20 protein-coding genes are annotated in these 25,071 nt (G+C 66.6%); 8 read left to right on the forward strand and 12 right to left on the reverse strand.

Going from position 1 to position 25,071, the window contains the following annotated elements; all coding sequences use genetic code 11:
* The first annotated feature begins 3 nt into the window (after positions 1-3).
* A complete protein-coding gene (locus OOZ63_RS01275) occupies positions 4-2,514 on the forward strand; it encodes an ATP-binding protein (RefSeq protein WP_266003493.1) in 2,511 nt (836 codons plus the stop codon).
* A 7-nt stretch (positions 2,515-2,521) separates the two neighbouring features.
* On the opposite strand, the gene OOZ63_RS01280 is transcribed toward OOZ63_RS01275, so the two are convergent.
* Together OOZ63_RS01280 and OOZ63_RS01285 are read right to left on the reverse strand one after the other, a co-directional pair.
* Entirely contained in the window at positions 2,522-4,924 is a 2,403-nt protein-coding gene (locus OOZ63_RS01280) for an alpha/beta hydrolase family protein (protein ID WP_266003494.1), read from the reverse strand.
* A 27-nt stretch (positions 4,925-4,951) separates the two neighbouring features.
* Positions 4,952-5,920: an AEC family transporter gene (locus OOZ63_RS01285; RefSeq protein WP_266003495.1), complete on the reverse strand. Its 969-nt coding sequence runs from the start codon at positions 5,918-5,920 to the stop codon at positions 4,952-4,954.
* Between the two features lie 157 nt (positions 5,921-6,077).
* On the opposite strand from OOZ63_RS01285, the gene OOZ63_RS01290 reads away from it, so the two are divergent.
* The gene (locus OOZ63_RS01290; protein WP_266003496.1) at positions 6,078-7,202 is read left to right on the forward strand and encodes a hypothetical protein; all 1,125 of its coding nucleotides are present in this window, start codon (positions 6,078-6,080) and stop codon (positions 7,200-7,202) included.
* On the opposite strand, the gene OOZ63_RS01295 is transcribed toward OOZ63_RS01290, so the two are convergent.
* Positions 7,160-8,686 carry an alkaline phosphatase D family protein gene (locus OOZ63_RS01295; protein ID WP_266003497.1) on the reverse strand — a complete coding sequence of 509 codons (1,527 nt, stop codon included), beginning with the start codon at positions 8,684-8,686 and terminating at the stop codon, positions 7,160-7,162. The genes OOZ63_RS01290 and OOZ63_RS01295 overlap by 43 nt on opposite strands.
* A 10-nt stretch (positions 8,687-8,696) precedes the next feature.
* Positions 8,697-9,491, reverse strand: coding sequence for a substrate-binding periplasmic protein (locus OOZ63_RS01300; RefSeq protein ID WP_266003498.1), 795 nt, complete (start codon positions 9,489-9,491; stop codon positions 8,697-8,699).
* A gap of 118 nt (positions 9,492-9,609) precedes the next feature.
* Here OOZ63_RS01300 and OOZ63_RS01305 point away from each other — a divergent pair, with 118 nt between their 5' ends.
* The 6 genes from OOZ63_RS01305 to OOZ63_RS01330 all read left to right on the forward strand — a co-directional run bounded on the left by OOZ63_RS01305 (position 9,610) and on the right by OOZ63_RS01330 (position 18,567).
* Positions 9,610-12,066 carry a hypothetical protein gene (locus OOZ63_RS01305; protein WP_266003499.1) on the forward strand — a complete coding sequence of 819 codons (2,457 nt, stop codon included), beginning with the start codon at positions 9,610-9,612 and terminating at the stop codon, positions 12,064-12,066.
* Between the two features lie 45 nt (positions 12,067-12,111).
* The gene (locus OOZ63_RS01310; RefSeq protein WP_266003500.1) at positions 12,112-14,178 is read left to right on the forward strand and encodes an ATP-dependent helicase; all 2,067 of its coding nucleotides are present in this window, start codon (positions 12,112-12,114) and stop codon (positions 14,176-14,178) included.
* Positions 14,179-14,441: 263 nt separating this feature from the next.
* The gene (locus tag OOZ63_RS01315; protein WP_266003501.1) at positions 14,442-14,681 is read left to right on the forward strand and encodes a hypothetical protein; all 240 of its coding nucleotides are present in this window, start codon (positions 14,442-14,444) and stop codon (positions 14,679-14,681) included.
* Between the two features lie 292 nt (positions 14,682-14,973).
* A complete protein-coding gene (alaC, locus tag OOZ63_RS01320) occupies positions 14,974-16,185 on the forward strand; it encodes an alanine transaminase (protein WP_266003502.1) in 1,212 nt (403 codons plus the stop codon).
* A gap of 94 nt (positions 16,186-16,279) precedes the next feature.
* Positions 16,280-17,848 carry an ABC transporter substrate-binding protein gene (locus OOZ63_RS01325; protein ID WP_266003503.1) on the forward strand — a complete coding sequence of 523 codons (1,569 nt, stop codon included), beginning with the start codon at positions 16,280-16,282 and terminating at the stop codon, positions 17,846-17,848.
* A 47-nt stretch (positions 17,849-17,895) separates the two neighbouring features.
* Complete coding sequence (locus OOZ63_RS01330; protein WP_266003504.1) at positions 17,896-18,567, forward strand: lysoplasmalogenase; 672 nt, start codon at positions 17,896-17,898, stop codon at positions 18,565-18,567.
* Here OOZ63_RS01330 and OOZ63_RS01335 read toward each other — a convergent pair.
* The 8 genes from OOZ63_RS01335 to OOZ63_RS01370 all read right to left on the reverse strand — a co-directional run bounded on the left by OOZ63_RS01335 (position 18,564) and on the right by OOZ63_RS01370 (position 24,977).
* Positions 18,564-18,992 (reverse strand): DUF1801 domain-containing protein, encoded by a 429-nt coding sequence (locus tag OOZ63_RS01335; RefSeq protein WP_266003505.1) that lies wholly within the window; start codon positions 18,990-18,992, stop codon positions 18,564-18,566. The two genes, OOZ63_RS01330 and OOZ63_RS01335, sit on opposite strands and share 4 nt — an antisense overlap.
* A complete protein-coding gene (locus OOZ63_RS01340) occupies positions 18,989-19,993 on the reverse strand; it encodes a questin oxidase family protein (RefSeq protein WP_266003506.1) in 1,005 nt (334 codons plus the stop codon). The genes OOZ63_RS01335 and OOZ63_RS01340 overlap by 4 nt, the downstream gene beginning before the upstream one ends.
* A gap of 75 nt (positions 19,994-20,068) precedes the next feature.
* Complete coding sequence (locus tag OOZ63_RS01345) at positions 20,069-20,911, reverse strand: LytR/AlgR family response regulator transcription factor (RefSeq protein WP_266003507.1); 843 nt, start codon at positions 20,909-20,911, stop codon at positions 20,069-20,071.
* Between the two features lie 10 nt (positions 20,912-20,921).
* Complete coding sequence (locus OOZ63_RS01350; RefSeq protein WP_266003508.1) at positions 20,922-21,335, reverse strand: hypothetical protein; 414 nt, start codon at positions 21,333-21,335, stop codon at positions 20,922-20,924.
* Positions 21,332-22,786, reverse strand: a complete 1,455-nt coding sequence (locus OOZ63_RS01355; protein ID WP_266003509.1) for a sensor histidine kinase — start codon at positions 22,784-22,786, stop codon at positions 21,332-21,334. The genes OOZ63_RS01350 and OOZ63_RS01355 overlap by 4 nt, the downstream gene beginning before the upstream one ends.
* A gap of 419 nt (positions 22,787-23,205) precedes the next feature.
* Positions 23,206-23,775 (reverse strand): YceI family protein, encoded by a 570-nt coding sequence (locus tag OOZ63_RS01360; protein WP_266003510.1) that lies wholly within the window; start codon positions 23,773-23,775, stop codon positions 23,206-23,208.
* A gap of 37 nt (positions 23,776-23,812) precedes the next feature.
* The gene (locus OOZ63_RS01365; protein ID WP_266003511.1) at positions 23,813-24,397 is read right to left on the reverse strand and encodes a YceI family protein; all 585 of its coding nucleotides are present in this window, start codon (positions 24,395-24,397) and stop codon (positions 23,813-23,815) included.
* Positions 24,398-24,419: 22 nt separating this feature from the next.
* Positions 24,420-24,977, reverse strand: coding sequence for a cytochrome b (locus OOZ63_RS01370; protein ID WP_266003512.1), 558 nt, complete (start codon positions 24,975-24,977; stop codon positions 24,420-24,422).
* Positions 24,978-25,071 lie beyond the last annotated feature (94 nt).

Raw genomic sequence — 25,071 nt, forward strand, 5'->3', positions numbered from 1 at the left:
CGGATGCGTGCGACCGCAGCCATCCTCGCAAAGCCTTGGCGTATCGGTCCGCTGGTCGGTCTCATCGCGGTGTTGCTGGCGCTGCTGACAGTGCTGGCAATGAGTGCGTTTGCTTGGTTTGAGCGGCGCGGAGCATTGGAGGGCGCACGCGCGCGCAACGAACTGCTGGCGCGGGTGCTGGAGGATCATGTCACCCTTACCGTGGAGACTGCCGCCCTGGCACTAGCCACGCTCGGCGAGAGCGTGGCCTTGCAGCCCAGCACCGAGCCTGGCCGGCTCCAGCCGCTGCTGACCCAGGCAATGCCGGGACTGCCGTTCATGCGCAGCCTGGCGATCCTGGACTTGCACGGCGATGTGCTGGCCAGCTCGACGCCGGCCGAGCGAGGCCTGCGCATCGACTTGCGGTTGCTGGGGCCGCTGCCTGCCGAGGGGCGGGACCTGCTGGCGCCGCCGCAGGCTGGCCGCGGCTTGGCGGACCTGGCGTCGGCCGCGCGTGCGCCGAAGGCGCCCAGCCTGACGATGCTGCCACTGTGGCGCCAGATGCGCAGCCCTGGCGGCGAGCGCTTGCTGCTGCTGGCCCTGATCAATCCTGATGCGCTCGCGAATTACCAACAGGGCGTGCTGTCCGACCCGGAGAGTCTGGCTCTGCTGACCCGCTACGACGGCAGCGTGCTGGCAGCAACTCAACTGCTGTCTCTGGAGCCCGGCCAGCGGTTGCAGGGCCATCCCGTGTTCGAGGAATGGCTGCCGGCGCGTGAGCATGGCAGCTATGTGGGCGCAGGCAACGACGCAGGCCCCCAAGTGGTGGCCTTCAGGGTGTCGCGCACCCGCCCGCTGGTGGTGCTGGTGGAGCAGTCGCAGAAGGCTGCGCTGGCAGCCTGGCGCCAGAATCTACTCTGGCTGCTCCCCATAGGCCTGGGCGCCTTGCTGCTGATTGCCGGCACGGCTGCGGTGGTGCTGCGCAGCCTGCACTCCCGCGCGCAAGCAAGGCGTGAGCTGAACCGCGCGCATGAGCAGGTCGCCTTGCGCGAGCGCGAGATGAGTGTGCTGCTTAAAAGCGTGCAGGAGCTGATCTTTCGCACCGATGCCGAAGGTGTGCTGAGCTTTGTCAATGCCCGCTGGGGCGCGATCAGCCAGGCGCGCGGCGACCAGGCGCTGGGCCGGCGCCTGCCGGATCTGGTCGTCCCGGCGGACCGCGAGCGCGTGGCCGCGTTGTTCAGCCTCAGTGATCGCACCGGCGTGCGCAACGCCGAGGCCTCCGTGCTGACCAGCGATGGCATGCTGCGCCGCTTCGATCTTGCGGTCGTTCCCCTGCACGGCCAGGGACGCATCGTTGGCTTTGCAGGCAGTGCAGTGGATGTCACCGAGCGCTACGCCGCCCAGACGCGGCTGCAGCATCAACTGGCCTTCACTGGCCTGTTGCTGGAGCTGAGCCCACAGCCGATTTCGATGATTGATGCTCAGCGGCGTTATGTCTCCGTCAACAAGGCCTGGGAGGACTTCACCGGGCGGCGCCGCACAGATGTGATCGGCACGCAGGTGGGGCATTTCATGCCGGTGGCCGAGCGCGCTGTCCATGAGGCCCAGGACCAGCGTCTGCTCAGCGAGGGCGGGCGCCTGCGCTACGAGACACAGCTGCTGCACAGCGACGGCCAGCGTCGCGACATGCTGGTGACCAAGGTGATGGTGCGCGACGAACACGGCGAACCGGCCGGTATCTTGGCCACGCTGATGGATGTCAGCGAGTTCCGCGATGCCGAGCGCGCCACCCGGGAGGCCCGCGACGTGGCCGAGCAAGCCTCGCGCGCCAAGTCGGAGTTTGTCGCCAATATGAGCCATGAGCTGCGCACGCCGCTGCAGTCCATCCTTGGGTTTTCCGAGCTGGGCATGATGCGGGGGCGCGATCATCCCAAGCTGGCCAGCATGTTCACGGACATCCATGCCTCTGGCCAGCGCATGCTGGCCCTGGTCAATGATCTGCTGGACGTCTCAAAGATCGAGAGTTCGGTTGGCACCTTCGACCTGGAGCGCTGCGATCTGCGCGGCCTGGTTCACAGCGTGCTGCGCGAGCTCGAGCCCTTGATCGCGCGGCGCCAGCTGCGCTTGTTCGTGGCGCTGCCCGAAGAGCCACTGAATGCCAAGGTCGACCCCTTGCGTTTTCAGCAAGTGGTGCGCAACGTGGCGGCCAATGCGATCAAGTTCTCGCCGGAGGGCAGCGAGCTACAGCTGCAGGGCGAGCTGACGCCGCAGGGCGAGATCCACCTGAGTGTGGCCGACCGGGGGCCGGGCATCCCGCCGGCCGAGCTCGACACCATCTTCGAGGCTTTTGTTCAATCCAGCCATACCAAGGACGGTTCTGGCGGCACCGGCCTGGGCCTGGCGATCTGCCGCAAGATTGTCGAGATCCACGGCGGCCGCATCCACGCGCTCAATCGCGAGGGCGGCGGCGCAGTGTTCCACATCTACCTGCCGCTGCGGCCTTCTGGAGATACCCAGATGAGCACCTTGCTCTAGCTTGCCCTCAGGGCGCCCGCGGGTCGCCCAGGTGCGTCTTGAGCCACTGGCTCATCTCCCACTGCACCTGGCCCACCGATTCGCGCGCCGTGTAGCCGTGGCCCTCGTGCGGCAGCGCCACATAGCGCACCGTACCGCCCAGGCCAGCCAGGGCTTGGTAGAGGCGCTCGCTCTGCATCGGATAGGTGCCGGAGTTGCTGTCTTCCTCGCCGTGGATCAGGAGCAGCGGCTCCTTGATCTGGTTGGCGTAGAGAAAGGGCGAGAGCTTCAGATAGGTCTCGCGTGCATCCCACAGCGAGCGGCGCTCACTTTGGAAGCCGAATGGTGTCAGCGTGCGGTTGTAGGCGCCGCTTCGGGCGATGCCGGCCTTGAAGAGCTTGGTATGCGCCAGCAGATTGGCGGCCATGAAGGCACCGTAGCTGTGTCCGCCGATTGCCATGCGGCGGGTGTCGGCCACGCCCAGCTCCTCGGCCTTGTCGATAATGGCGCGGGCATTCATCGTGATCTGCTCGATGAAGCCGTCATTCATCGTGCGCGCATCGCCGACCACCGGCATGGTGGCGTCGTGTAGCACGACGAAACCGTCCAGCGCCAGCAACTGCGGGCTGATGCCAGCAAAGGTCGCGTACCGGCTCGGCGCGCCGGCCAATTGGCCGGCGAGCGCGGCGTCGTTGAACTCCAGTGGATAGGCCCAGACCAGCGTGGGCCGGCGCTCGCCCTCCTTGTAGTCGGGCGGCAAATGCAGCCAGAAAGAGAGCTCGACGCCGTCGGCGCGCTTGAAGCTGACCAGTTCGCGCTTGACCCGGCGCAGTTGCGGGCTTGGGTCCTTGATGCGGGTCAGCGCCTGCGCCGCCGCGCCGCCATTGCCCAGCTCGCGCAGGTACAGATTCGGGGGCTCGACCGGGCTCTCGCGCTGCAGCAGCAGGCGTTTGTCGTCCAGCGTTGCCAGCGGCATCTCGTAGGCACTGTCGGCCGACTGGAACAGGCGCTGCACGCTCAGGTCCTTGATCGATAACCGGTCCAGGAAGGGGCGCTCGCCGCGCGGGTTGGCGCCCTGGCCGATTAGGAAGATCTCGCCCTCGCGCGTGCTTTGGATCACGTTGTGGCCATTGGCCAGCGTGCGCATCAATGGTGCGCCGGGGTGGCGGTAGCGCTCGCGCAGCGAGTGCTCGAACAAAGGCTTACTCTGGCTGCCGTTGAGCGGCAGCAGATACGTGCGGGTCCAGGCACGCAGCCGGTCCGTCTCGGTCAGCAGCGCGTGCTGGCCGTCGTCGAGAAAGCGCAGGCGAGTGAAGCGCTGCGGCATGCGCTGCACCTCAATGGGCTCTGTGTCATAAGGCGGGTCCAGCCGCATCACCCGGTCACGGAAGGCCACCCGGCTGTTAGGGTTGCCGCCGTCCAGCGCCTCGACCCAGTAGACCGCCGCATCCTTGGTCGGCGAGGGGTAGAAGATGCGCGGGCCGGGCAGCACGCCGTCGATGGCGACGCCGGCTTTGAGCGGCAGCTTGGCGAGCTCGCGCAGCACCCGGCCGTCGCGCTGCCGCAGCTCAATGACCTGCGGAAAGTCATCCCAGGTTAGGCGGTAGCTGAAGGGGCGCGCCAGACGCTCGGTCATCAGGTACTGGCCCTCGCCGATGCTGCTGACATAGGCGAACAGGCCCGGCTCGCCGATATCGCGGGACTGCGCGCTAGCCAGATTGACCAAGGTCATCTGAGAGCGCGCATGGTGCTCGAACAAGGCCTCGTCATGTGGCGACTGCAGCAAGTCGGGATAGCTGCGTTCGGGCGAGGCCCGGCCCTGATGCTCCTGCAACACCGGGCTGGGCTGGGCGCGCGGCGCGGCGCCACGGCGCTTGGGTATCGTCAGCACGACCAGCTCGCGCGGGTTCAGCCAGGCCTGCTCGCCCTGGCCCAGCGCATTGCTCAGGCGCACAAAAGGAATCTGGCGCAGTTGGCCGCTGGCGGTGTCGCCTATCCACAGCTCGTTGCCGAGGTCTACGCGCCGCTCAAGCACGAAGCGCTGACCGTCTGGCGCCCAACTGAAGCTATGGAAGCCCTCGCCGGGCAGCTCGACCGCGCGCTCCGGCGCGTCCGGCTGCAGCAGGCTGCGCAGGCGCAAGCGCCGCACCGTGGACAGTGGCTGCGGCGTGCCGCTGGCCGCGTCGAAGCGCAGGCCGGCAAGGCGCAGCCCCGGGCGGGCCAGTTCGGCTAGGCTGTTGAAGCGCTTGAGTTCCAACAGGGCGAGGGTCTGCTTGTCGGGGGAGGGCAGCAGGCGCGGCGGCGCCGGTGCGTCCAGCAGCTCGCGGATAGCGGTCGAGGGCTGGCGATAGCCGTTGGCCAGTGCCTGGAGAGGTCCACCCAGGGCAACACAGAGCAGCAGAAACAGGGCGTGACGCAGGTGCATGGGCATGGCGCAATCAGACAGCGCGCAACGATATCAGGCTGCCGGCCGGGCACCGAGCAGCCAGGCCAGCGCTGTGAAGCTGACAAAGGCCAGGCTGGTCGAGGCCAGGATGATGCGGGCCACACGGCCGTTGTCGGCGCCGTAGCGCTCGGCCAGCAGCGAGACATTGCTCGCGCTGGGCAGGGCGGCGGCCAGGGTCAGCACCAGCAACTGGAACGGCGTCGGGCCGACGCTCAGGGCATGGGCCGCCGCGCCCAGCGCGAACACCAGGGCCGGATGGACGATCAGCTTGATCAACGCCACGGGCAGAAACAGCGCCACCGGTGTGCGCGTGTGGGCATGCTGACCGGCACGCCACAGCACGGCACCGATCGTGAATAGCGCCACCGGCGTTGCTGCATCGGCAAGCATCTTGACGACGCTGTCGACCGGACCGGGCAGACGCAGCGAGGTGGCCGAAGCCACGGCCCCCAGCGCGATGGCCCAGGGCAGGGGATTTGACAGCGCGCCGCGCAAGGCCTGCAGCGCCGCGCGCTTGGCATTGCCGGCGCCCGCATCGTGGCCCCGCGCCAGCGCGATGCACAGCGAGCTGGTGACGAAGAGATCGGCCAGCACCGTGCAAATCACCGGTCCGGCCGCCGCCGGCCCCAGCAGCGCCACCAAAAGCGGCACGCCCATGAAGCCGGTGTTGGGAAATGCCGCGACCAGCGCACCGAAGGCCGCGTCTTTCAGTTGCACCCGCGCCGACAAGGTCACCGCGATCGTGAACGCGACGATGAGCAGCGCCGCGACCAAGTAGACGCCCAACACGCCCGGGTTGAGCAGCTCTAGCACCGGCGTGTTCATGCCGAAGCGAAACAGCATGCAGGGCAGCGCGAAGAACAGCACAAAGCCGTTGAGCCCCGGTATCGCGCTCTCGGCCAGGACGCCGCGCTGCGCCGCCAGGTAGCCGCACAGCACCAGCGCGAAGAAGGGCAGGGTGACGGCCAGAATCGCTTGCATGGGGGCGGAGTATCGCAAGGCTTGGGAGACGTCGCCTCCCGTGCACAAGTTCTCGCCGAGCGTGAGCGATTGCGCGAGACACCCCGTGTTGAGGGGGGAGCCTAGCGCCGCTGCAGCGTGGCTTGAGCCTAGGATGCCGGGCAAACCCTGAATACTCATGTCCTCCGCCCGCTTCTCCGCCTCTTTTCCCGCACCGGTTAGCGCCGGCTCTCCTGTGCCGACATCGCTGTCGATCGGCGAGCGCCTGGGCGTCTGGCGTATCGCTGCCGCGCTGCACGCCTGCGATTCGGGCCGCTGGTATCGGGCCGAGCATTCGCTGGCCGGCGATGTGAGCGCGGCGCTGCTGGTCTATCAGCAAAGTGCGGACGCTGCGGCGGTGTTGCTGCGTTTTGCTGAGCTGTCGTCTGCCTTGAACCAGCTCAGCCATTCGGCCCTGGTCACGCCGCTGGACAGCGGCCTGACCGCCGAGGGCAAGCCTTTTCTGGCCCTGCCCTGGCAGGACAAGGGCCAGCCGCTGCTGGCCGCCGCCGCCGAGTTGCCGCTGCGCCAACGCCTGCAACTCCTGCTGCAACTCTGCGACGCGCTGCAGTACGCCCATGAGCAAGGCCTGCTGCTGCGCGAGCTCGATCCCGGCCTGCTGTGGCTGGTCAACGGCACCGAGCTGCGGTTGATGGCCTTGGGCCTGGCCGAGCTGGCACCCGAGCCGGACGCCGAGCCGCCGCTTTTCAGTGCTGCCGCCGCGCCGTTTGTCGCACCCGAACTGCAGCGCGGTGCCCAGCCCAGCCTGGGCAGCGAAGCTTATGCGCTGGGCGTGCTGGCCTGCTGGTTGATCAATGGTCGGCCGCCCAAACCCGATGCCAATGGCGTGCTGATGCCCTCGGCCGCCAGCTTGAGCGGTCTCAGCACGGCCGAGCGTTTCAGTCTCGAAGCCCTGCTGCAAAAGGCGATGGCCGCCATGTCGGTGACCCGCCACCCCTCGGCCCGTGAGCTGGGCGAGGATTTGCGCGCCTGGCTCGCCGGGCAGAACCATTCGGCCCTGGTGCTTCATCCGATGCCCGAGCCCAGCCCGGCGCCGGGCAGCCGCTTCATGCCGGCTTTCGATGGCAGCCTCAGCACTCCGCCGTTGCAGCAAGGTGCGCCGCGCAAGCGCTGGCGCACCTTGCTGGCTGCGGGTGGCCTGGCTTTGCTGGCCGTCGGCGGCTGGGCCGGCCACCAGTACCTGGGCTTGGACGGTCTGGTTCAGTCGCTCAGCGCGCCAGCGCGGCCGGCCTCCACGACATAGCGCGCCTGGAGGCGCAGCGCACTGGCGGCATCCCAGGGCTGCTCGACCGCCCGCAGTTCCGCCTCCAGCCGACTTGCCCTCAGATCGAATCTGATAAACCCGCGCTCGTCGCTGCGGGCATGGTGGATATGCGGGTTGTGCGGGCGCATCTGGTCTAGCCGGCGCTGCGCCAAGCCGTTGCTGCTGATCGAGCTGCCGCAGAACTCGGTGGCGATCAGCGGCGTGTCGGCGCCGCCGACATGCAGATCGCTCACGTAGTGGGCATGGACATCGCCGCCCAGCACCACCGCATTGCGCACCCGCGCCGCCTGCAGATCGCGCAGCAGGCGCTGGCGGGCGGCCGGGTAGCCGTCCCAGCCGTCGGTCCAGTGCAGGCCGCTGCCTTCCTCGGGCGGCTGCCAGTTCAGCGGCGCCATCAGGGTCTGCTGGGCCAGCAGGTTCCAGGGCCGATCACGGTCCCAGCTTTGCGCCAGCCATTGCTCCTGGGCCTTACCCAGGAGGCTGCGTCCCGGGTCCAGCAGGGGCGGGCAATCGCGCAGCGCGACAGTGTTGGAACCGCCCCGGCCGGGCTTGGGGCAGGCCTGGGGGTCGCGCCACTGGCGGTTGTCCAGTGTGATGATGCGGGCCAGTGCGCCCCAGTCATAGCGCTCGTGCAGGCGAAAATCGGAGCCGCGCGGCCGCGCAGCCTTCGGAAAGGGCAGATGCTCCCAGTAGGCCTGCGCTGCCGCCGCGCGCCGGAGTGCGAAACCGAGCTCTAGATGCTGGGAGACGTCGCCGGCATAGTCGTTTTCGACCTCGTGGTCATCCCAGGTCAGCAGCCAAGGCGCGGCCGCATGCATGGCTTGCAGATGCGGGTCGCTCTTGTACTGGGCATAGCGCTGGCGGTAGTCGTCCAGCGTGCGGCACAGCCCGCCCCGGTGGCGGCGTGTGGGCGTGCTGTCGGGGGCGGTGGCTGATTCGTAGATGTAGTCGCCCAGGAACAACAGCAGATCGAGGTCTTGGCCGGCCAGATCACGCCAGGCGGCGTATTCGCCGTGGTCCCAGCGTTGGCAGGAGGCGATCGCGAAGCGCAGGCGCGCCACCGCCGCGCCAGGCGCTGGCGCGCTACGGCTGCGACCGACCGGGCTTTGCTGGCCCAGCGCGCTGAAGCGGTACCAGTACCAGCGGTCGGGCCTCAGACCGGCCGGCTCGGCATGAACGCTGTGGGCGCTGCCGGGCTCGGCCAGCTCGGTGCCGCTGGCGGCGATGGTCTTGAAGCCCTCGTCCTCGGCCAGCTCCCAGCGCACCGCGACTTGGGCCGGCAGCGCCTCCCCGAGCAGCCGGGTCCACAGCACCAGGCCGTCGGGGCGTGGGCAGCCGGAGGCCACGCCCAGGGCAAACAGTGGTGCGGCGGCCGGCGTCGCGGCATGGCTGACAAGGGCCGGCGCGCAGCCGGCGGCTAGGGCGGCCTGCAGCAGGCTGCGGCGACTAAGGTCGGTGTTCATCAGCAACAGCCTACTCAGGAATTTTGACCTTCCAGCGACGCGACAGCTCGTCGAGCTCACCGCTGGCGCGAAGCGCGGCAATGGCGCGCTCCAGTTCATCGCGCAAGACCTGGCCCCTTTTGTCGCGCGGGTAGGCAAAGTGGCCGCGCAGCTGGCCGATCGGTGGGCCGGCCGGCACCAGTTCCTGCGCCAGGCCCAGGCGCTGCAGCACCGGCTCGGTATTACGCTCGTTGCTGGCGAACAGGTCTACCCGACCCAGGCGCAACATTTGCAGGCCGGTATTGACATCGCGCACGGTGCTGATGCGCAGGCTGGCGCGTGCCTGCTCGTAGCTCTCGCCATAGGCCCAGCCCTGCACCTGGGCGACCGGGCGTTGGCCCAGCGCTGCATAGTCGCCGCGCCACAGCCCGCTTTGGGCACTGCGGGCATAGAACACCAGTGCGTCCTCGTAAAAAGGCTGGGGCGAGAACAGATAGCGCTGCTCGCGGTCGGTGGTACGGTAGGGACCGACCAGGATGTCAGCCAGGCCGCGCTCTACCATGGCCTGGGCGCGCAGCCAGGGATAGTGTTCGAAACGCAGGCTGTGGCCCAGCCGCGCGGCGGCCAGCGTCAGCAGGTCCACACCCAGACCGCTCGGGTCGCCACCTTCCTTTGCCGCCTCGTAGATGCGCGGGAACTCGGTGCCCACCACCAGCAGCTCGCGCGCCTGCCCGGCCGGCGCCCAGGCTAGCAGGGCCGCCAGCATCAGCGGGGTCCAGACTTGCTGCCAGCGACGGCACAGGTCCGACACAAGGGCCATGCTCATGGTGTTGCAGGTGTCCTAGGGGCCCCCAATGTAGCGCCTGCACGCGTGGGCTTGACTATCATCCCTGCGATCCGGCGCGAGCCAGCGCCCATACTCCGCCGCCCGCATGAAGCTCTCCGTGCCCGATTCTTCCAAACGCTGGCTGGGCCTGTTGCTGGCCGCCGGCAGCGCCGGTGCCGGTCTCTGGCTGGTCTGGCATTACCCCCTGCAGCCCGGACTGGCCTGCCTGCTGTGGCTGGCGGTGGCGGCGCTGGGCTTTGCGCACTGGCAGGCCTTGCCGCTGATGATTCCGGGTCTGGTTCCGGTGTTGGGATTTGCGCCCTGGACCGGCTGGGTCACGTTCGAGGAGCTGGACCTGCTAGTGTTGGCCGTCGCCGCGGGCGGCTATGCCGCGCTGGCCCTGGGGGCCAAGCGCGGTGTCGAGCTGGCGCCGGCCTGGCGGCGGCCGCTGGCGTGGTCGGGCCTGTCCAAGCTCTTGCTTACGCTGTTCTGCGCTTCCTTGCTCCTGGCGATCTGGCGCGGCTTCGAGCAGGCCGGAGGCTGGCAGTTTGGGTGGTGGCAGGGCTATCACGAGCCCATGAACAGCCTGCGCCAGGGCAAGAGCCTGTGGTTGGTGCTGCTCCTGCTGCCGCTGTGGCGCGCGGCCGGGGCGGGTGAGCCAGCCGCCGTGCAGCGCTGGTTCGGCCTGGCCATGCTGCTGGCCTTGGGTGGGGCCAGTCTGGCTGTGCTGTGGGAGCGCCTGGCCTACACCGGGCTGCTGAATTTTTCGAGCGAATACCGAAGCACCGGGTTGTTTTGGGAGATGCATGTGGGCGGCGCAGCGCTGGATGGCTGCCTAGCTTTGGGCCTGCCGTTTGCGCTGCTGTGGGTGCTGCGCGAGCGCCGGCCCTGGGCTTTTGCCGCCGCGCTGGGCCTGCTGCTGCTGGCCGGCTATGCGGCGCTGACGACCTTCTCGCGCGGCGTCTACCTGGGGCTGCCGCTTGGGGCAGGCCTGTGCTCGCTGTTGCTGGCGCGCCAGCGCCGCGCGGAGCGGGCGGCGGCGCTGGCGGCCGCTTGGCCGCGCCGCGGGCTGGCGCTGGCCGTGCTGCTGGCATTCGGCATGGCGGCCTGGCCGGTGTTCCAGGCCGGCGGCTACCGGGCCTTGCTCGCGCTAGCCGGCAGTGCGCTGCTGATGATGGTGATGCCGCCGCTGCGCCTGCGGCAAACGCGCGGGCAGCAATTGCTGGTGCTGCTGCTGGCCTTGCTGGCGGCAGCCTTGGCTGGGGGAGTGAGCTGGTTGCTGGCGCAGGCCGTCCCGAAGTCGGCCTATGTGGTCGATGCGCTGGTCGTGCTGGGCGGGCTGTGGCTGGCTTGGTGGCTGCGCGCCGGGCTGCCGCGCAATTTGAGCATCTGCCTGATGGCTGGAGCCTGGTTCTGGAGCCTGGCCTGTGTGGTCGTGGTGGCCGGCAACTGGGGCGGTGAGACGGTCTTGCAGCGGGCCTTGTTGCCGGTGCTCGGGCTGGCCTTGGCATGGACGGGGTTGCAACTGCTGCCGGGTCCGGCGGCCGGGCTGCTGCCCGCGCTCTCCTGGCGGGCCAAGAGCCTGCTGTGGACCGGCTGCCTGATGTTGTTCACCGTGGTGGCGGCGCTGGCCGGTGGTGCTTATGTCAGCGACCGCATGGCTACCGGGCAGCGCGATCTGGAGGGGCGCTTCCAGCATTGGCGGCTAGCGCGCAGCCTGCTGGAAACGCCGCAGGACTGGTTGCTGGGCAAGGGGGTGGGCCGCTTCGCCAGCAGTTTTATGTTTGTCGGCCCGGCAGCAGAGCAGGTTGGCGACTACCGGCTCGTGGAGTCGGCCCAACCACCCAATTTGCTGCTGACCAGCGGTAAACATGTGCTGGGCTGGGGCGAGCTGTTCCGGGTCAGTCAACGCATCGCCGCGCCGCGCGGCGAAATGCAGATGACGCTGAAGCTGCGCAGCGCCAGTGATGTGAATCTGCATCTGGAGGTGTGCGAGAAGCATCTGCTCTACAACGCGGTATGCGTCGTCAAGAACCTACCTGTGCAAAGCCAGGGCGGCGGCTGGCAGACGCTACAGGCCCCGCTCGGTCAGGCGCCGTCCCTGGGCGGACGCTGGTGGGCGCCGCGCTTCGTGGTGTTCTCAGTGGCGCTGGGTTCGCCGGCGAGTGCGGTGGAGATCGCCGAGCTGAGCCTGCGCGACGCGGCCGAGCCCGCCTTGCTGACGAATAGCGATTTCTCGCGAGGCATGGCGTATTGGTTTTTCTCCAGTGATCGCCATCAGCTGCCCTGGCATATCAAAAGCCTGGGCCTGCACCTGCTGTTCGAGCAGGGGCTGTTGGGACTGGCCCTTGGTGTCAGCCTGGTGGTGGCTGTGCTGTGGCGTTGCAGCTTCGGTCATGCACGTTTCCACGCCCTGGCGCCCGCGGTGGTGAGCGCGCTACTTGGTTTCCTGATCGTGGGCCTGTTCGAAAGCCTGATCGATGCGCCGCGGGTCGCCTTCCTGTTCTATGCGCTGCTGCTGCTGGGCCTGGGGTTGCGGTCGACTCGGGCGCCGCTGTCGCCTAGCATGAAATAGGGCGCGGCGGCTTGGCTATCATGCGCAGCCCCGCCCCAGTTCGCCATGTCCTCAGCCGTCTCCACTCTCAACCCCGCCCAGCTCGAAGCCGTCCACCATCTCAACGGGCCTTGCCTGGTGATCGCCGGGGCCGGCTCGGGCAAGACGCGGGTGATCACGATGAAGATCGCGCGCTTGCTGCAGGCCGGCTATGCGGCCAAGAACATCGGTGCCATCACCTTCACAAACAAGGCCTCGCAGGAGATGCGCGAGCGCGCCCGCGATCTGGTGGGCCCGCGCGCGGCCAAGGACTTGGTGATCTCGACGTTCCACAGCCTGGGCGTACGCATCCTGCGCTCCGAAGGTCATCTGGTCGGGCTCAAGGAGCAGTTCTCCATCCTCGATAGCGACGATGTGCTGGGCCTGCTGCGCGATGCCGGCGGCACCACTGACGCCAAGCAGGCACGCAGCTGGCAATGGACCATCTCGCTGTGGAAGAACCAGGGCCTGACGGCCAAGCAGGCGCTGGCCGCCGCCAAGGACGAGGACGAGCGCGCGGCGGCCGCCGTGATGGAGCGCTACCAGGAGCGATTGGCGGCTTACCAGTCGGTGGACTTCGATGACTTGATCTCGCTGCCGTTGCGCCTGCTGCAGGACTTCCCCGAGGCACGCGGCAAATGGCAGGACACCTTGCGCTATGTGCTGGTGGACGAGTACCAGGACACAAATGCCGTGCAGTACGACCTGCTCAAGCAGCTCGTTGGCGAGCGCGCCCATTTCACTGCGGTGGGCGACGACGACCAGAGCATCTACGGCTGGCGCGGCGCCACGATCGAGAACCTCAAGCGCTTGCCGACCGACTTCCCTGCGCTGAAGGTGATCCCGCTGGAGCAGAACTACCGCTCCACCGGCGCCATCCTGCGCGCGGCCAACAACGTGATCGCGGTCAATCCGAAGATCTTCGAGAAGAAGCTGTGGAGCGAGTTCGGCGACGGCGAGCCGGTGGCCCTGATTGAGAGCGATGGCGAGGAGCACGAGGCCGAGCGGGCGGTGGCCCGCATCCAGGCGATCCGCGCCAATGCCGGCGGCGTTCAGTTCAAGGACTTCGCTATCCTGTATCGTGCCAACCATCAGGCCCGCGTCTTCGAGCAAGCGCTGCGCCGCGCCGAGATTCCCTACAAGGTCTCCGGCGGGCAGAGCTTCTTCGATAAGGCCGAGATCAAGGACTTGTGCGGCTGGCTGCGCCTGCTGGTCAATCCGGACGATGACCCGGCCTTTCTGCGCGCAATCACCACGCCCAAACGTGGCATCGGCCACCAGACTCTGGGCTCTCTGAGCCAGTTCGCCGGACGCTGGAAGTGCAGCATGTACGAGGCCTTGTTCGCCGAAAGCTTGTCCACCGCGCTAAGCACCCGCGCGATCAGTGGCCTGCATGAGTTCGGCCGCTATGTGAACGATCTGGAATACCGCGCCCGCAACACCTCTGGCGACAAGGAGGCCAAGGCGCTGTTGATGGAGTGGCTGAAGGACATCGGCTACGAGCAGCACCTGATGGAGCAGGAGGAGAATGAGAAGGTAGGCGCGGCGCGTTGGGGCAACGTGCTGGACTTCGTGGACTGGGTCGCCAAGCGCTGCGGCGGCCAAATCAGCCAGGAGGGCGGCATTACCTTCGAGGAGCCCAAGCAGACCGTGCTTGAGGTGGCCCAGACCATCAGCGTGATCCTGTCGCTGGCCGAGCGCGGCGACGAGCAGGACCAAGTTACGCTGACCACCCTGCATGCCTCCAAGGGCCTGGAATGGCCCCATGTCTTCCTGGCCGGCGTCAACGAAGGGCTGCTTCCCTTCAAGGCCGACGACGAGGACATGACCCCCCAGCGCCTGGAGGAAGAGCGCCGCCTGATGTATGTGGGCATCACGCGGGCGCGCACGACCCTGGGCGTCAGCACCTTGCGGCGGCGCAAGAAGAGCCGCGAACTGGTGATGGGCATCCCCAGCCGCTTCATCCTGGAGATGAAGCTGCACGAGAACACCGTCAAGGAAGACCCGCGCGAAAAGCTCAAGCGGCTGCGCGCGGAGTTTGCAGCCAAGGGTGAGGCAAGCGCGGCTGCGCAGGCGAAGGACGGCAAGGCCTGAGGGTGACACCCCCATAGGTAGGACAGTGCGGAGCTGTTTCTCGCCGGAGAACGCAGCCGCCCTCGGTGCGTGCGGACATGCGCAAAGCGTGCCGTCCGGTCGCTGGGGTAATGGGTTCTTCACGCTCTTCTCAGTCCCCTCCAATATGAAAAAAACTCATCCTGCTGACGCTGACCGCACTCGCTGCCTTTTTTGCCCATGGCTGGCTCTCGTTTGCCGAGTCCAAGCTCGCATCTTGGCTGGTCCGGCAATCGGCCAAGGCCATGTCTGAAGAGAGCTCGGCCTGCGACGCGTATGCGGACAATCTGCAGGTAACGCTGAGCCCCGACGGACGGCGCGGCAAGTGGGACGTGGAGGGCGGCAAGCAAGAGATGTGCGACTACCTCAAGCAGGCTGCTGCTGCCTTCACGGTGCTGCAGGCACGCACCCATTGCGAGTTCGATGACATCCGTATCGTGCGCGATGGTTTTCCCTGGACAAGCGCGCGGGTCAGCTACACCTAGCGCATGACGGTGGAAGCCCAGGGACTGCCGGCGACGACTGTGACGGGTGAGGATGATCTGGTCGTGGTTCGCACGCTGTCGGGGCTCAAGATCAAGACCATCGAGTCGCGGTCTAGCGGTGGACTTTGAGCTACCGATTGCCGCACCGGTCTGTGACACGAATCTGCGGTAGGGAAGTCCATGCAGGCCCCTGGGTCGGAGGACGGCCTGAGGTAGCATCGGACCCGGATCGGCCTCAATCGGTCGATCACGTCGCTCGGACGGTTCCGGGCGCTTACGTGAGACACATCCCATGAGCACTGCCTCTTCAGGCAAGCGCCGCTTCGCGCGCATTGATCGCCTGCCTCCCTATGTCTTCAACATCACGGCCGAGCTGAAGCTCGCGGCGCGGCGGCGGGGCGAAGACATCATCGACATGAGCATGGGCAACCCCGACGGGGCTACGCCGACCCACATCGTCGCCAAGCTCACCGAGGTGGCGCAGCGGCCTGACACCCACGGCTACTCGGCCAGCAAGGGCATCCCGCGTCTGCGTCGCGCGATCTCGCATTGGTACGACAAGCGCTATGGCGTGGCCATTAATCCGGACACCGAAGCCATCGTCACGATTGGTTCCAAGGAGGGCTTGGCCCATCTGATGCTGGCGACGCTGGATCGGGGCGACACGGTGCTGGTGCCCGACCCCAGCTACCCGATCCATATCTACGGCGCGGTGATTGCCGGCGCAGACATCCGCGCGATTCCCGTGTCCAGCGAGCTGGACTTCTTCGCCGAGCTGGAAAAGACGATTCGCGGCAGCTACCCCAAGCCCAAGATGATGGTGTTCGGCTTCCCGTCGAATCCGACCGCTCAATGTGTGGAGTTGGAGTTCTTCGAGCGCGTGATCGCGCTGGCCAAGAAGCACGACATCCTGGTAGTGCATGACCTGGCTTACGCCGACATCGTCTTCGATGGATGGACGGCGCCGTCCATCATGCAGGTGCCGGGCGCCAAGGACGTGGCGGTCGAGTTCTTCACGCTCAGCAAGAGCTACAACATGGCCGGCTGGCGCATCGGCTTCATGGTCGGCAACCCCGACCTTGTGGCCGCACTTGCCCGTATCAAGAGCTATCACGACTACGGCACTTTCACGCCGCTGCAGGTGGCGGCGATCGCGGCGCTGGAGGGAGACCAGCAGTGCGTGACGGAGATCGCCGCCAGTTACCAGCGCCGCCGCGATGTGCTTCACAAAGGCCTGAAGGAAGCCGGCTGGGCAGTCGAGTTGCCGAAGGCCAGCATGTACATCTGGGCCAAGATTCCCGAGCCCTACCGGCAGCTCGGCTCGCTGGAGTTCGCGCGCCAGTTGCTGGACAAGGCCAAGGTCTGCGTCTCGCCGGGCATAGGCTTCGGTGACCAGGGCGACGGCCATGTGCGCTTCGCGCTGATCGAGAACGAGGCCCGCATCCGCCAGGCGGTGCGCGGCATCAAGGCGATGTTCAAGGCGGACGGGCTGATCAAAGCCTGACCCTGCGGGCCAGAAGCTTATGGGGAATAGGTATTTGCCGGCCGCGGCGGATGCGGGCAGTATTCAGGGTTTTCCTGGACAAGAATTTCACCCCATGCGCCCCATCCGCCATCTGATCGCCCCGCTCGTTCTGGCCCTTGTGGCCGGCGCGTCCCTTGCCAAACCCCTGCGCTGGGCCAGCCAAGGTGATGTGCAGAGCTTCGACCCGCATGCCTACAACAGCGCGCTGAACAACCAGTTCAATGCCTTTGTCTACGAGGGCCTGGTGGCCTACGACCAGCAGTTCACGATCGAGCCGGCGTTGGCCTCGAAGTGGACCCAGGTCGATGCCACGCATTGGCGCTTCGAGTTGCGCCCTGGCGTCAAGTTCCATGACGGCACGGCTCTGACCGCCGACGATGTGGTGTTCTCCTTTGAGCGCGCCCTAAGCCCCACGTCCAACTTCAAGGTGCTGCTGCAGGGTGTCACCGGGGTCAAGAAGCTGTCGCCCTCCAGCATCGAGATCAGCTTGAGCGCGCCAAACCCTGTCTTGCTGCGCCAGATCACCGGCGTGCGCATCATTTCGAAGGACTGGGCCACCAAGCACAAGATCGAGAAGCCCCAAAACTTCGCGCAGAAGGAAGAGACCTATGCGGTGCGCAATGCCAATGGCACTGGCCCCTTTGTGCTCAAGAGCAGCCAACCCGGCATCAGGACCGAGCTGAGCCTGAACCCGAACTGGTGGGGCAAGCTGAACGGCAATGTCAGCCAGATCGTCTACACGCCGATAGGCTCGGACGCAACCCGGCTGGCGGCCCTGCTGTCCGGCGAGATCGACTTCGTGCTCGACCCCGCGCCGCAGGATGTGCCCAAGCTGCGCAGCACTCCCGGCGTCAAGATCATCGAAGGGGCGGAGTTCCGCACCATCTTCCTGGGCCTGGATCAGGCCAGCGAGGAACTGGCCGGCAGCAATATCAAGGGCCGCAACCCTTTCAAGGATCTGCGTGTGCGTCAGGCCCTGTACCAAGCCATCGACATCGAGACCTTGAAGCGGGTGACGATGCGCGGCCTTTCGCAGCCGGCCGGCTCTCTGGTTGCGCCGCAGGCGGACGGCTGGACGATCGAGGGCGATCGCCGCCTGCCTTATGACCCGGTGCGCGCCAAGGCGCTGCTCTCCGAGGCCGGTTACCCCGACGGCTTCCAGCTGCCGCTAGACTGCCCGAACGACCGTTATGTCAATGATGAGGAGATCTGCAAGGCCCTGACTGCCTTCTGGGCCAAGATCGGCGTACAGGTGCGGCTCAACAGCCAGGGCTCCAGCACCTATTTTCCAAAACTGCAGCGCAAGGAGAGCAGTCTGCACCTGCTGGGTTGGGGTGTCGCGACCTTCGACGCGTTGTACTCGCTGCAGGCCCTGGTGCACAGCCCGGTCGGCGGTGATGGAAGCTGGAACTATGGCCGCTATGCCAATCCTAAGCTCGATGCGCTGATCGATGCCGCCAAGATCGAGGGCGACGTGGTCAAGCGCCGCAACCAGCTGATCGCCGCGCTGAAGATCGTGCAGGACGATGTGGCGGTGATCCCGCTGCACCACCAGGTGATTCCCTGGGCCGCGCGCAGCAATGTGAATCTGGTGCACCGCGCCAACAATCACATTGACGTGCGCTGGGTCCGCATTGACTGAGGGCAAGTGCTGAGGGGCCAGGTCTTGCGCCCAGCCAGAATGGGCGCATGGCCTTCCAACGACTGCTGCTTCCCCTGCTGACCCTGATCAGCGCGCTGATCGCGATTGCCTCGCTGAGCTACACCAGTCTGCCGCGCGAGCTGGCCTTTGTGGCCAAACCGCTGACCACCGTGCTGATCATGCTGCACGCCTGGCAGCGCGGCGCCGACGCTCCCCGCCAGGCGCGGCTGCTGCGCCTGGGCCTCGCGTTCTCGCTGGCCGGCGATGTGGCCCTGCTGTGGCCCGAGTCGGGTTTCGTGCCCGGCCTGATCTGTTTTTTGGTGGCCCACCTGCTTTACATCGCGGCCTTTTGCCAGCAAACGCGGCTGGCCCGGCCCTGGTGGCCCTGGCTGATGTTCGGCCTGATCGCCGGCTATGTGCTGAGCCGCTTGTGGCCGGGCGTGCCGGCCACGCTACAGGCGCCGGTGCTGGCTTATGTGGTCTGCCTGGCGGCGATGGCGGCCCAGTCCTGGAGCTGGTGGCGCGCCAGCATCGGCGCCACGCGCGAGCCGCTGGCGCGCTGGGCGGCCTGGGGCGGCACCCTGTTCTTGGCCTCGGACGCGCTGCTGGCGATCAACAAGTTCGCCGGCCCGCTGCCTGAGGCGGCGCTGTGGGTGCTATCGACCTACTGGGCTGCGCAATGGTGCATCGCGTCCAGCCTGCGGCGCGGCGACACCTAGCTTCGTACCTGTGGCGAGCGCTTGCCAAGGTGATAGCGCAGTGACGCTTCGATGCACAAAGCCAGCGAGTCCTGCGGCAGATCCTGGTCAAGCGCGAAGACCAAGGCACGGTTGCCTTCGAAGCTGAAGTCATGCGGAAATAGGGTACGGAACTCATCGACCAGCCGGGTCTGGCAGTTGAAATACACCGCGTACTGCTCGGGCGCCTTGAGCTTCCAGTCGATGCGTACTGTGCTGCCGCTCTTGGACCGGGCCGTCAGATAGGCAGGTTCACCCCACTTCAGGGCTTCCGTCAACTCGCCAACGCCATCGGCCCGCGCGGCGGTATCGAAGATCAGTTCGCGCAGCGCGAGCATCTTCTTGCGCACCCCCGGCGGGTAGGCATCGAAATGCGCCTTCACTGCGGGATCGGCAAAGGGCGTCATGGAGAATTCTGAGGGGTGTCGCCCAGCGCCCGCGCCGCGGCCGCTCGCCATGCCGGTGCCGGATCAACTCGGTCCATCTTGCGGCAGGCGGCCACCAGCTTGATGACATGGTCGTTATGCTGGATCAAGGTGAGGGTGGCCAGGCGGTCCCAGTCAAGTGATGCCGACGCCACTGGCAGCGGGCCGGCGGCGGCTTGCCGGGCAGCGCCGCTCGACAACAGCGCTGCGGCTGCGGCGGCCCCGAAAGGCCTCATGGCCTGCGCGTCCATCCAGGGAGAATTCTGGCGCAGTGCGGCGCTGGCCGTGATCATATGCAACACAGTGAAGTCGGCTGTGTGCACGTAAAGTGCGGCCGCGCTGCGGGCCAGGGCCGGCAGCTCCTCAACAGCCAACCTGCCCGCGACGACGCGCCAGTCCTCCCGCCCGCCCCAGTCGGCCATGCGCTGTGCGATCAGCGGGCGCAACGGCATCGCGCCGGCGTCCGGCAGCGCGCATAGCGCCGCCAGCCACTCGCCCAACGGCAGCGGTGCGCCGGGCTCGGCCGCCAGCGGCATGTGGCGGCTGGCCCAGTAGGCCAGCGAGGCGGCCAGTTCGCCCTGATGACCGTGGCGCAGCGCGTGGCCGGCGCGTATCAGGCCGTGGAAGGCCGCGCCGCCACAGCCCTGCATCAGGGCTGGCAACTCGCGGCGTAGCAGTGCGTCGTGACCGATGTCTAGCAGTGCTGTGCGGTAGTAGGCAAGCCAGGCCGGGTAGTCCGCAATGCGGCCGAAGGCGACGGGCCGCAGTGTGCCGAGTGGTAGCGCCGGGGGCAGCTTGCTCAGCCTTGCGCCATAGCGCCGTCGGAACTCGCGCAGGCGCGCGCCGTCCGCCCCCAGCTCCTGCAGCGCATCCAGCGCCATCGGCAGGTGCGAGCTGAGCTGGTCTTCGTACTCGGGGTTCAGCCCCAGTCCGTCGTCGAGCAGATCGTGAAGTGCGGCGAGGGCAGCATCGGTTTCGGCCATATATCTTCTCGTGGTGTCAACTGGTCACCACGATAAAAGCTCAAGTTAACTTGATGTCAAGCGCCGCCCGTCGCCTCACATGCCCTTGAACAGATGCGTGTAACTGCGGCTGACCTCCAGTTTTTCGTTGTTGCCCTTGACGCCGACCAGCTGGCGGCCACGGAAGTCGCGGGTGACGCCAGCGATGGACTTCACATTGACCAGGGTCGAGCGGTGGATCTGCCAGAACAGCGCCGGGTCGAGCTCGTCGACCAGCTCCTTGATCGGCTTGCGTATCAGGGCTTCGAGGGTGGCGGTCTGCACCCGCGTGTACTTCTCGTCGCTGATGAAAAACAGCACCTCTTCGACCGGGATCATCTGGATGGCCTGGCCGACGGTGGCCTGTATCCATTGCAGATAGCCGGGGACGCCGCCCGGGTTCAGCTGGGCCGAGAGCTTGTGCAGCAACTGCTGCAGCGGCGCGCTGGCCTTGTTGTCCGGTGCGGCCTCAGTGTCCTCGCGCAGGGCCAGGCGTTTTTTGATGCGCTGCACCGTCACCGTCAGGCGGTCGCGCTCGGCGGGCTTGAGCACATAGTCAGCCACGCCCTGCTCGAAGGCTTCGACCGCGTACTGGTCGTAGGCGGTGATGAAGACGATCTCGGGCACCAGCCAGCTGTCGTCGTCGCCGGCATCCGGCAGTTGTGCGATTTGGCGGGCTGCATCGACGCCGGTCAGGCCCGGCATACGGATGTCCAGAAAGACCAGATCGGGCTTGTGCTCGCGCACCAGCTCGACCGCTTCGAGGCCGTTCTTGGCCTCGGCGACGATGTCCAGATCGGGCCAGACTTCTAACAGCCGGCTGCGCAGTTGCTCGCGCATCAGTCGTTCATCGTCGGCGAGGACGGCACGCACGCGGGGGGGGTTGGGGGTTTCGCTCATGGCCGCCATGCTAAGGGTTGGGGTGAGCGCGCCCGGCTCCGGGTTTGTCCGGGGTGCGGCGTAGCACCAGCCACAGCAGCAGGCCCAGCAAGAGCAGCGGCGACAGCAGCAGGCCGCTCATGCCCAGCAAGGCCAGCAGAGCCAGGCCTAGCAGGGCGGCGACGATCAGCAGCGGCAGCCCCAGGCCCAGTACCAGGGCCAGCGGCAACACCACCAGCAGCACCAGGGTGGCGATCAGGCCGCCGAGCATCAGGCTGCCCCAATGCGCTGCATGCATCTCTTCAAGCCCCAGGCCCTGGCCGTTGATGCTGACGCTAACGCCCGGGTGGGCGGCGAACTCCTGCCAGATGAAGAAGCCGCCGGCGGCAGCCAGCAGCACCAGCAGCAGGCTCATCAAGAGCATCCATTGGAAAAAGCGCTTCATGCAGTGGCTCCTTCATCGCTGTACTTGCGCGAGGTGGCATAAGGCACGGTGATCGTGACGACCGTGCCCGACGGCTGGTTCTCGCTGACGGTGACGCCGGCCTTGTGGCCGTGCAGCAGCATCAGGCGCTCGCGGATATTGGCCAGGCCCACACCGGTGCCGGCGGTGGCGGCGCGGCCGAAGCCCAGACCGGTGTCGGCGACCGTGACGGCCAGCTTGCCGTGCAGGATCTCGGCCTTGACGGTCAGCTTGCCGCCCTCGGCCTTGGGCTCCAGTCCATGCTTGATCGCGTTCTCGACCAGGCCCTGGATCATCATTGAAGGGAACTCAGCCGATAGCAGGCCCTCGGGCACATCGATCTCAGTGTGCAGTCGCTCTTCCATGCGTACCTTTAGGATCTCCAAATAGGGCCGGATCACGGCCAGCTCGCGGCCCAGGTCGCGCCCGCCGTTGGCATTGGCCTCGCGCATCGTTGGCATCGACGCACGCAGCAGCGCGATCAGGTTCTTCTGCATCTGCGATGCGCGCGGCGGATCGGTCTCGATCAGGTGGTCGATTGAGGCCAGGGTGTTGAACAGAAAATGCGGTTCCACCTGGGCCTGCATCGCCGCCATCCTGGCTTCGACGACCTGGCGCTTCAGCGACTCGGCCTCGGCCGTCTCGGTGGCCGCCGCCGCCTTGACCTCGGCCTGGATACGGCCCTTGTAGGTGATCTTGATGATGGCGGAGGCGACGACCAGGAACACCGCCAGCTCCTGCAGGAAGTCGCCTAACCGCACGGTTCTGATGCGCACCCGGGGCTCCCCGTCAGCCTCGACGTTCAGTGCTTCGCGGGCGGCTTCGGCCGCATCGCGCTGGGCCTGCTGGGCGTCGAGCACCGCCTGCTGGGCGTCACGGGCAGCCTGCTGCAGCGTGTGCTTGGCTTCTTGCACCGCCTCGCGCACATCGTCCCGGCTCAGCGAAGGAGGCAGCCTGATGTCGATCGAGGGCAGGCTGGGGTCGACATCCGCCTCCGCCGCCGAGGCGCCGGAGGCGGGCTGGCTGGCCACCCGCGGGATCACCCGCACCCCGCGCTCGTCGATCGTTACGTCGTAGCGTATGCCCTCGGGCGAACTGGCGGGCAGTGCTGCCGGCTTGGTCTGCTCGACCGGTGCGGCAGGTGGCGCCGGAGCCGCCGGGACTGCGGGTGGCTTGGCACGCGCGCGGCGTGGCGCCGTTTCTTCGACATGCTCAGTGATGCGCCAAGTGAACGGCGGCAGGCTTTGCAGCACACTGGTGCCGATCAGCAGCAGCACCGACAGCACGGCAAAGCGCTTCCAGCTGATGCCAACCAGCCAGTTGGCATAGACATGAAAGCCGCGCATCAGCGCCGAGGACAGGGCCTGCCAGCGGGCGTAGGGCGTGGGCGAACTGACGCCGGGCGGCGTTGGGGGGAAAGGAGGAGCGTTCATCGGTGGACCTTTTGATGCTCCGCACTGTACGCAAGGCGCGCGCAGGCACCCATGGCGCTGCGATGCGGTGCCGCGACGAAGGGCTGAAGTGCACCGGGCCGTGACAGTCGGTGACGTCGGCCCAGAAAGAACAAGGCCCCTGGGTTGAGCCAGGGGCCTTGCCGGGATGCGGCTGCGCTCTCGCGCTAGAACATGGACTGGACGAAAAGTAGCAGCAGCACCATCAAGATGACCGCGAATTGAACGCCACGTTGCTGAAACACTTTGATCCCCCTCTGCTTTTGGACTGCGACCATGCTAGGGAACTCCCCAGTATCTGGCTGTCCCCTCTTAGGGGGAACCCGCAGTTTTTGCAAAGCGGCATCTTGTCACAGGGTGTCGCTAGCGGCCGGCAACAGATGTTGCCGGATGTACCAGGCTTACTGCTTGATTGCCTCGACCTGGATCACCAGCTTGACGTTCTTCGGGAAACCCCAGGCCAGGCCGTAGTCGACGCCCCACTGGGTGCGGTCGATGGTGGTCTCGAAATCACCGCCGCAGACTTCGCGCTTGAGCATTGGGCTGTCGTAGCAGCCGAAGTTGCTGGCCTTCAGGGTCACCGGGGCGGTCTTACCCTTGAGCGTCAGCTGGCCGGCTACTTCGCTGACCTTGTCACCGTTGAAGCTGAACTTGTCACCGACAAAGGTGGCGGTCGGGAACTTCTCGGCCGCGAAGATGTCGTCGCTCAGCAGATGCTTGTTGAACGGCGCGGTGCCTGTGTTGATCGAGCTGATGTCCAGCGTCAGTTCGACCTTGCCGGTCTTGGCGGCACGATCCAGCGTGACCGAGCCTTCCTTCTTGTCGAAACGGCCGCGGTTGGTGGAGACGCCGAAGTGGCCGATCTCGAAGGTGGCGAAGGTGTGCGTCGGGTCGATCGCGTACTTGACGGGTTCGGCCTGGGACAACGAGGACAGCGCCAGCAAGGCGGCGGCGAACAGGGCTTCTTTCATGGGATTTCCGTTTGCAAGGGTGGGGGAACTGAGGGCCTCAGAGCGGCGCGACGCCGTTGAAAACCAGCTTGAACTTGATCTGTACATCGTTGGCGACGATGGAGGTGTCGCTCCACTCGCCGTCACCGACCTTGAACTCCAGGCGCTTCAAAATGAAGCCGCCGGTCGCGGTGGACAGCGGGCCGGCTTGGGCCAGCGTGATGGGCACGACGATGTCGCGGGTCTGCCCTTTTAGCGTCAGCTTGCCGACCACCTCGAACTTGCCCGCGCCGGTTGCCTTGACGGCAGTGCTCTGGAAACTGGCCTGCGGCATCTTCTTGCTGTCGAACCAGGGTGCCTTGGCCAGCTCGCTCTCCAGCTCGGGCGCGCCCAGCGAGACGCTGGCCAGATCGATCGTGAAGCCGACCTTGCCAGTCTCGGGCTTCTTCGGGTCGAAATTCAGCTGGGCATCGAAGCGCTTAAATCGGCCCTCGACCGGCACGCCCATCTGGCGGCTGGTGAAGCTGAGCTCGCTTTGAGCGGCCTGCAGTTGGGCAGGCTTGGCCTGGGAATGGGCCAGCGGTGCCTGCAGCAGTAGCAGGCCGGCGGCGGCGGAAATCGCAGCGGTGATGAGGGTTCGCATAGTTAGAGATTCTTGGTGGGGTTCAGGAACGAGCGGGCAGCATGCGCAGCAGCAGGCCATCCTTATCGAGGAACTGGTGCTTCAGCGCGGCCGCCACATGGGCTACGACCAGGGCCGCCAGGCCATAGGCCAGCAGCTTGTGCGTTTGCTTCAGGGTCTCGGCCAGCGCCTTGTCGGGGGCGACGAAATCGGGCAACGGCAGCAGGCCGAACCAGACGATAGGAAAGCCCGCCGCGGAGCTGTAGGCCCAGCCGGCCAGCGGCACCGCGAAGAACAAGGCATAGAGCAGGCCGTGAACCCAGTGCGAGGCGCGACGCTGCCAGGCTGGAGCCGGCAGATCAGCCGGGGCCGGGTGCATCAAGCGCCACAGCAGACGCAGCGCCGACAAGCTCAGAATCGTCACGCCGGCCCACTTATGCCAGTTGTAGAGCTTGAGTCGGCTCATTGAAAAAGGTTGATCGACCATATACAGCCCAACCCCGAAAGCGCCGACGATGGCCAGGGCCAGCAGCCAGTGGAAGGCGATCGCCAGCCCGTTGTAGCGGGCTGGTGGTGTGGCATGGCGTGAGCTTTTTGGCATGGCGGTTCAGTCTGGGAGCTTGGGATGGAGTTTGCATGTCCAGGCTGGGAGGGCGGTTCATGCCTCTTGAGGCTAGGGTTCAGTGATTTTGAAT

The sequence above is a fragment of the Paucibacter sp. PLA-PC-4 genome (genome assembly GCF_026241155.1).
Taxonomy (GTDB): Bacteria; Pseudomonadota; Gammaproteobacteria; order Burkholderiales; family Burkholderiaceae_C; genus Roseateles_E.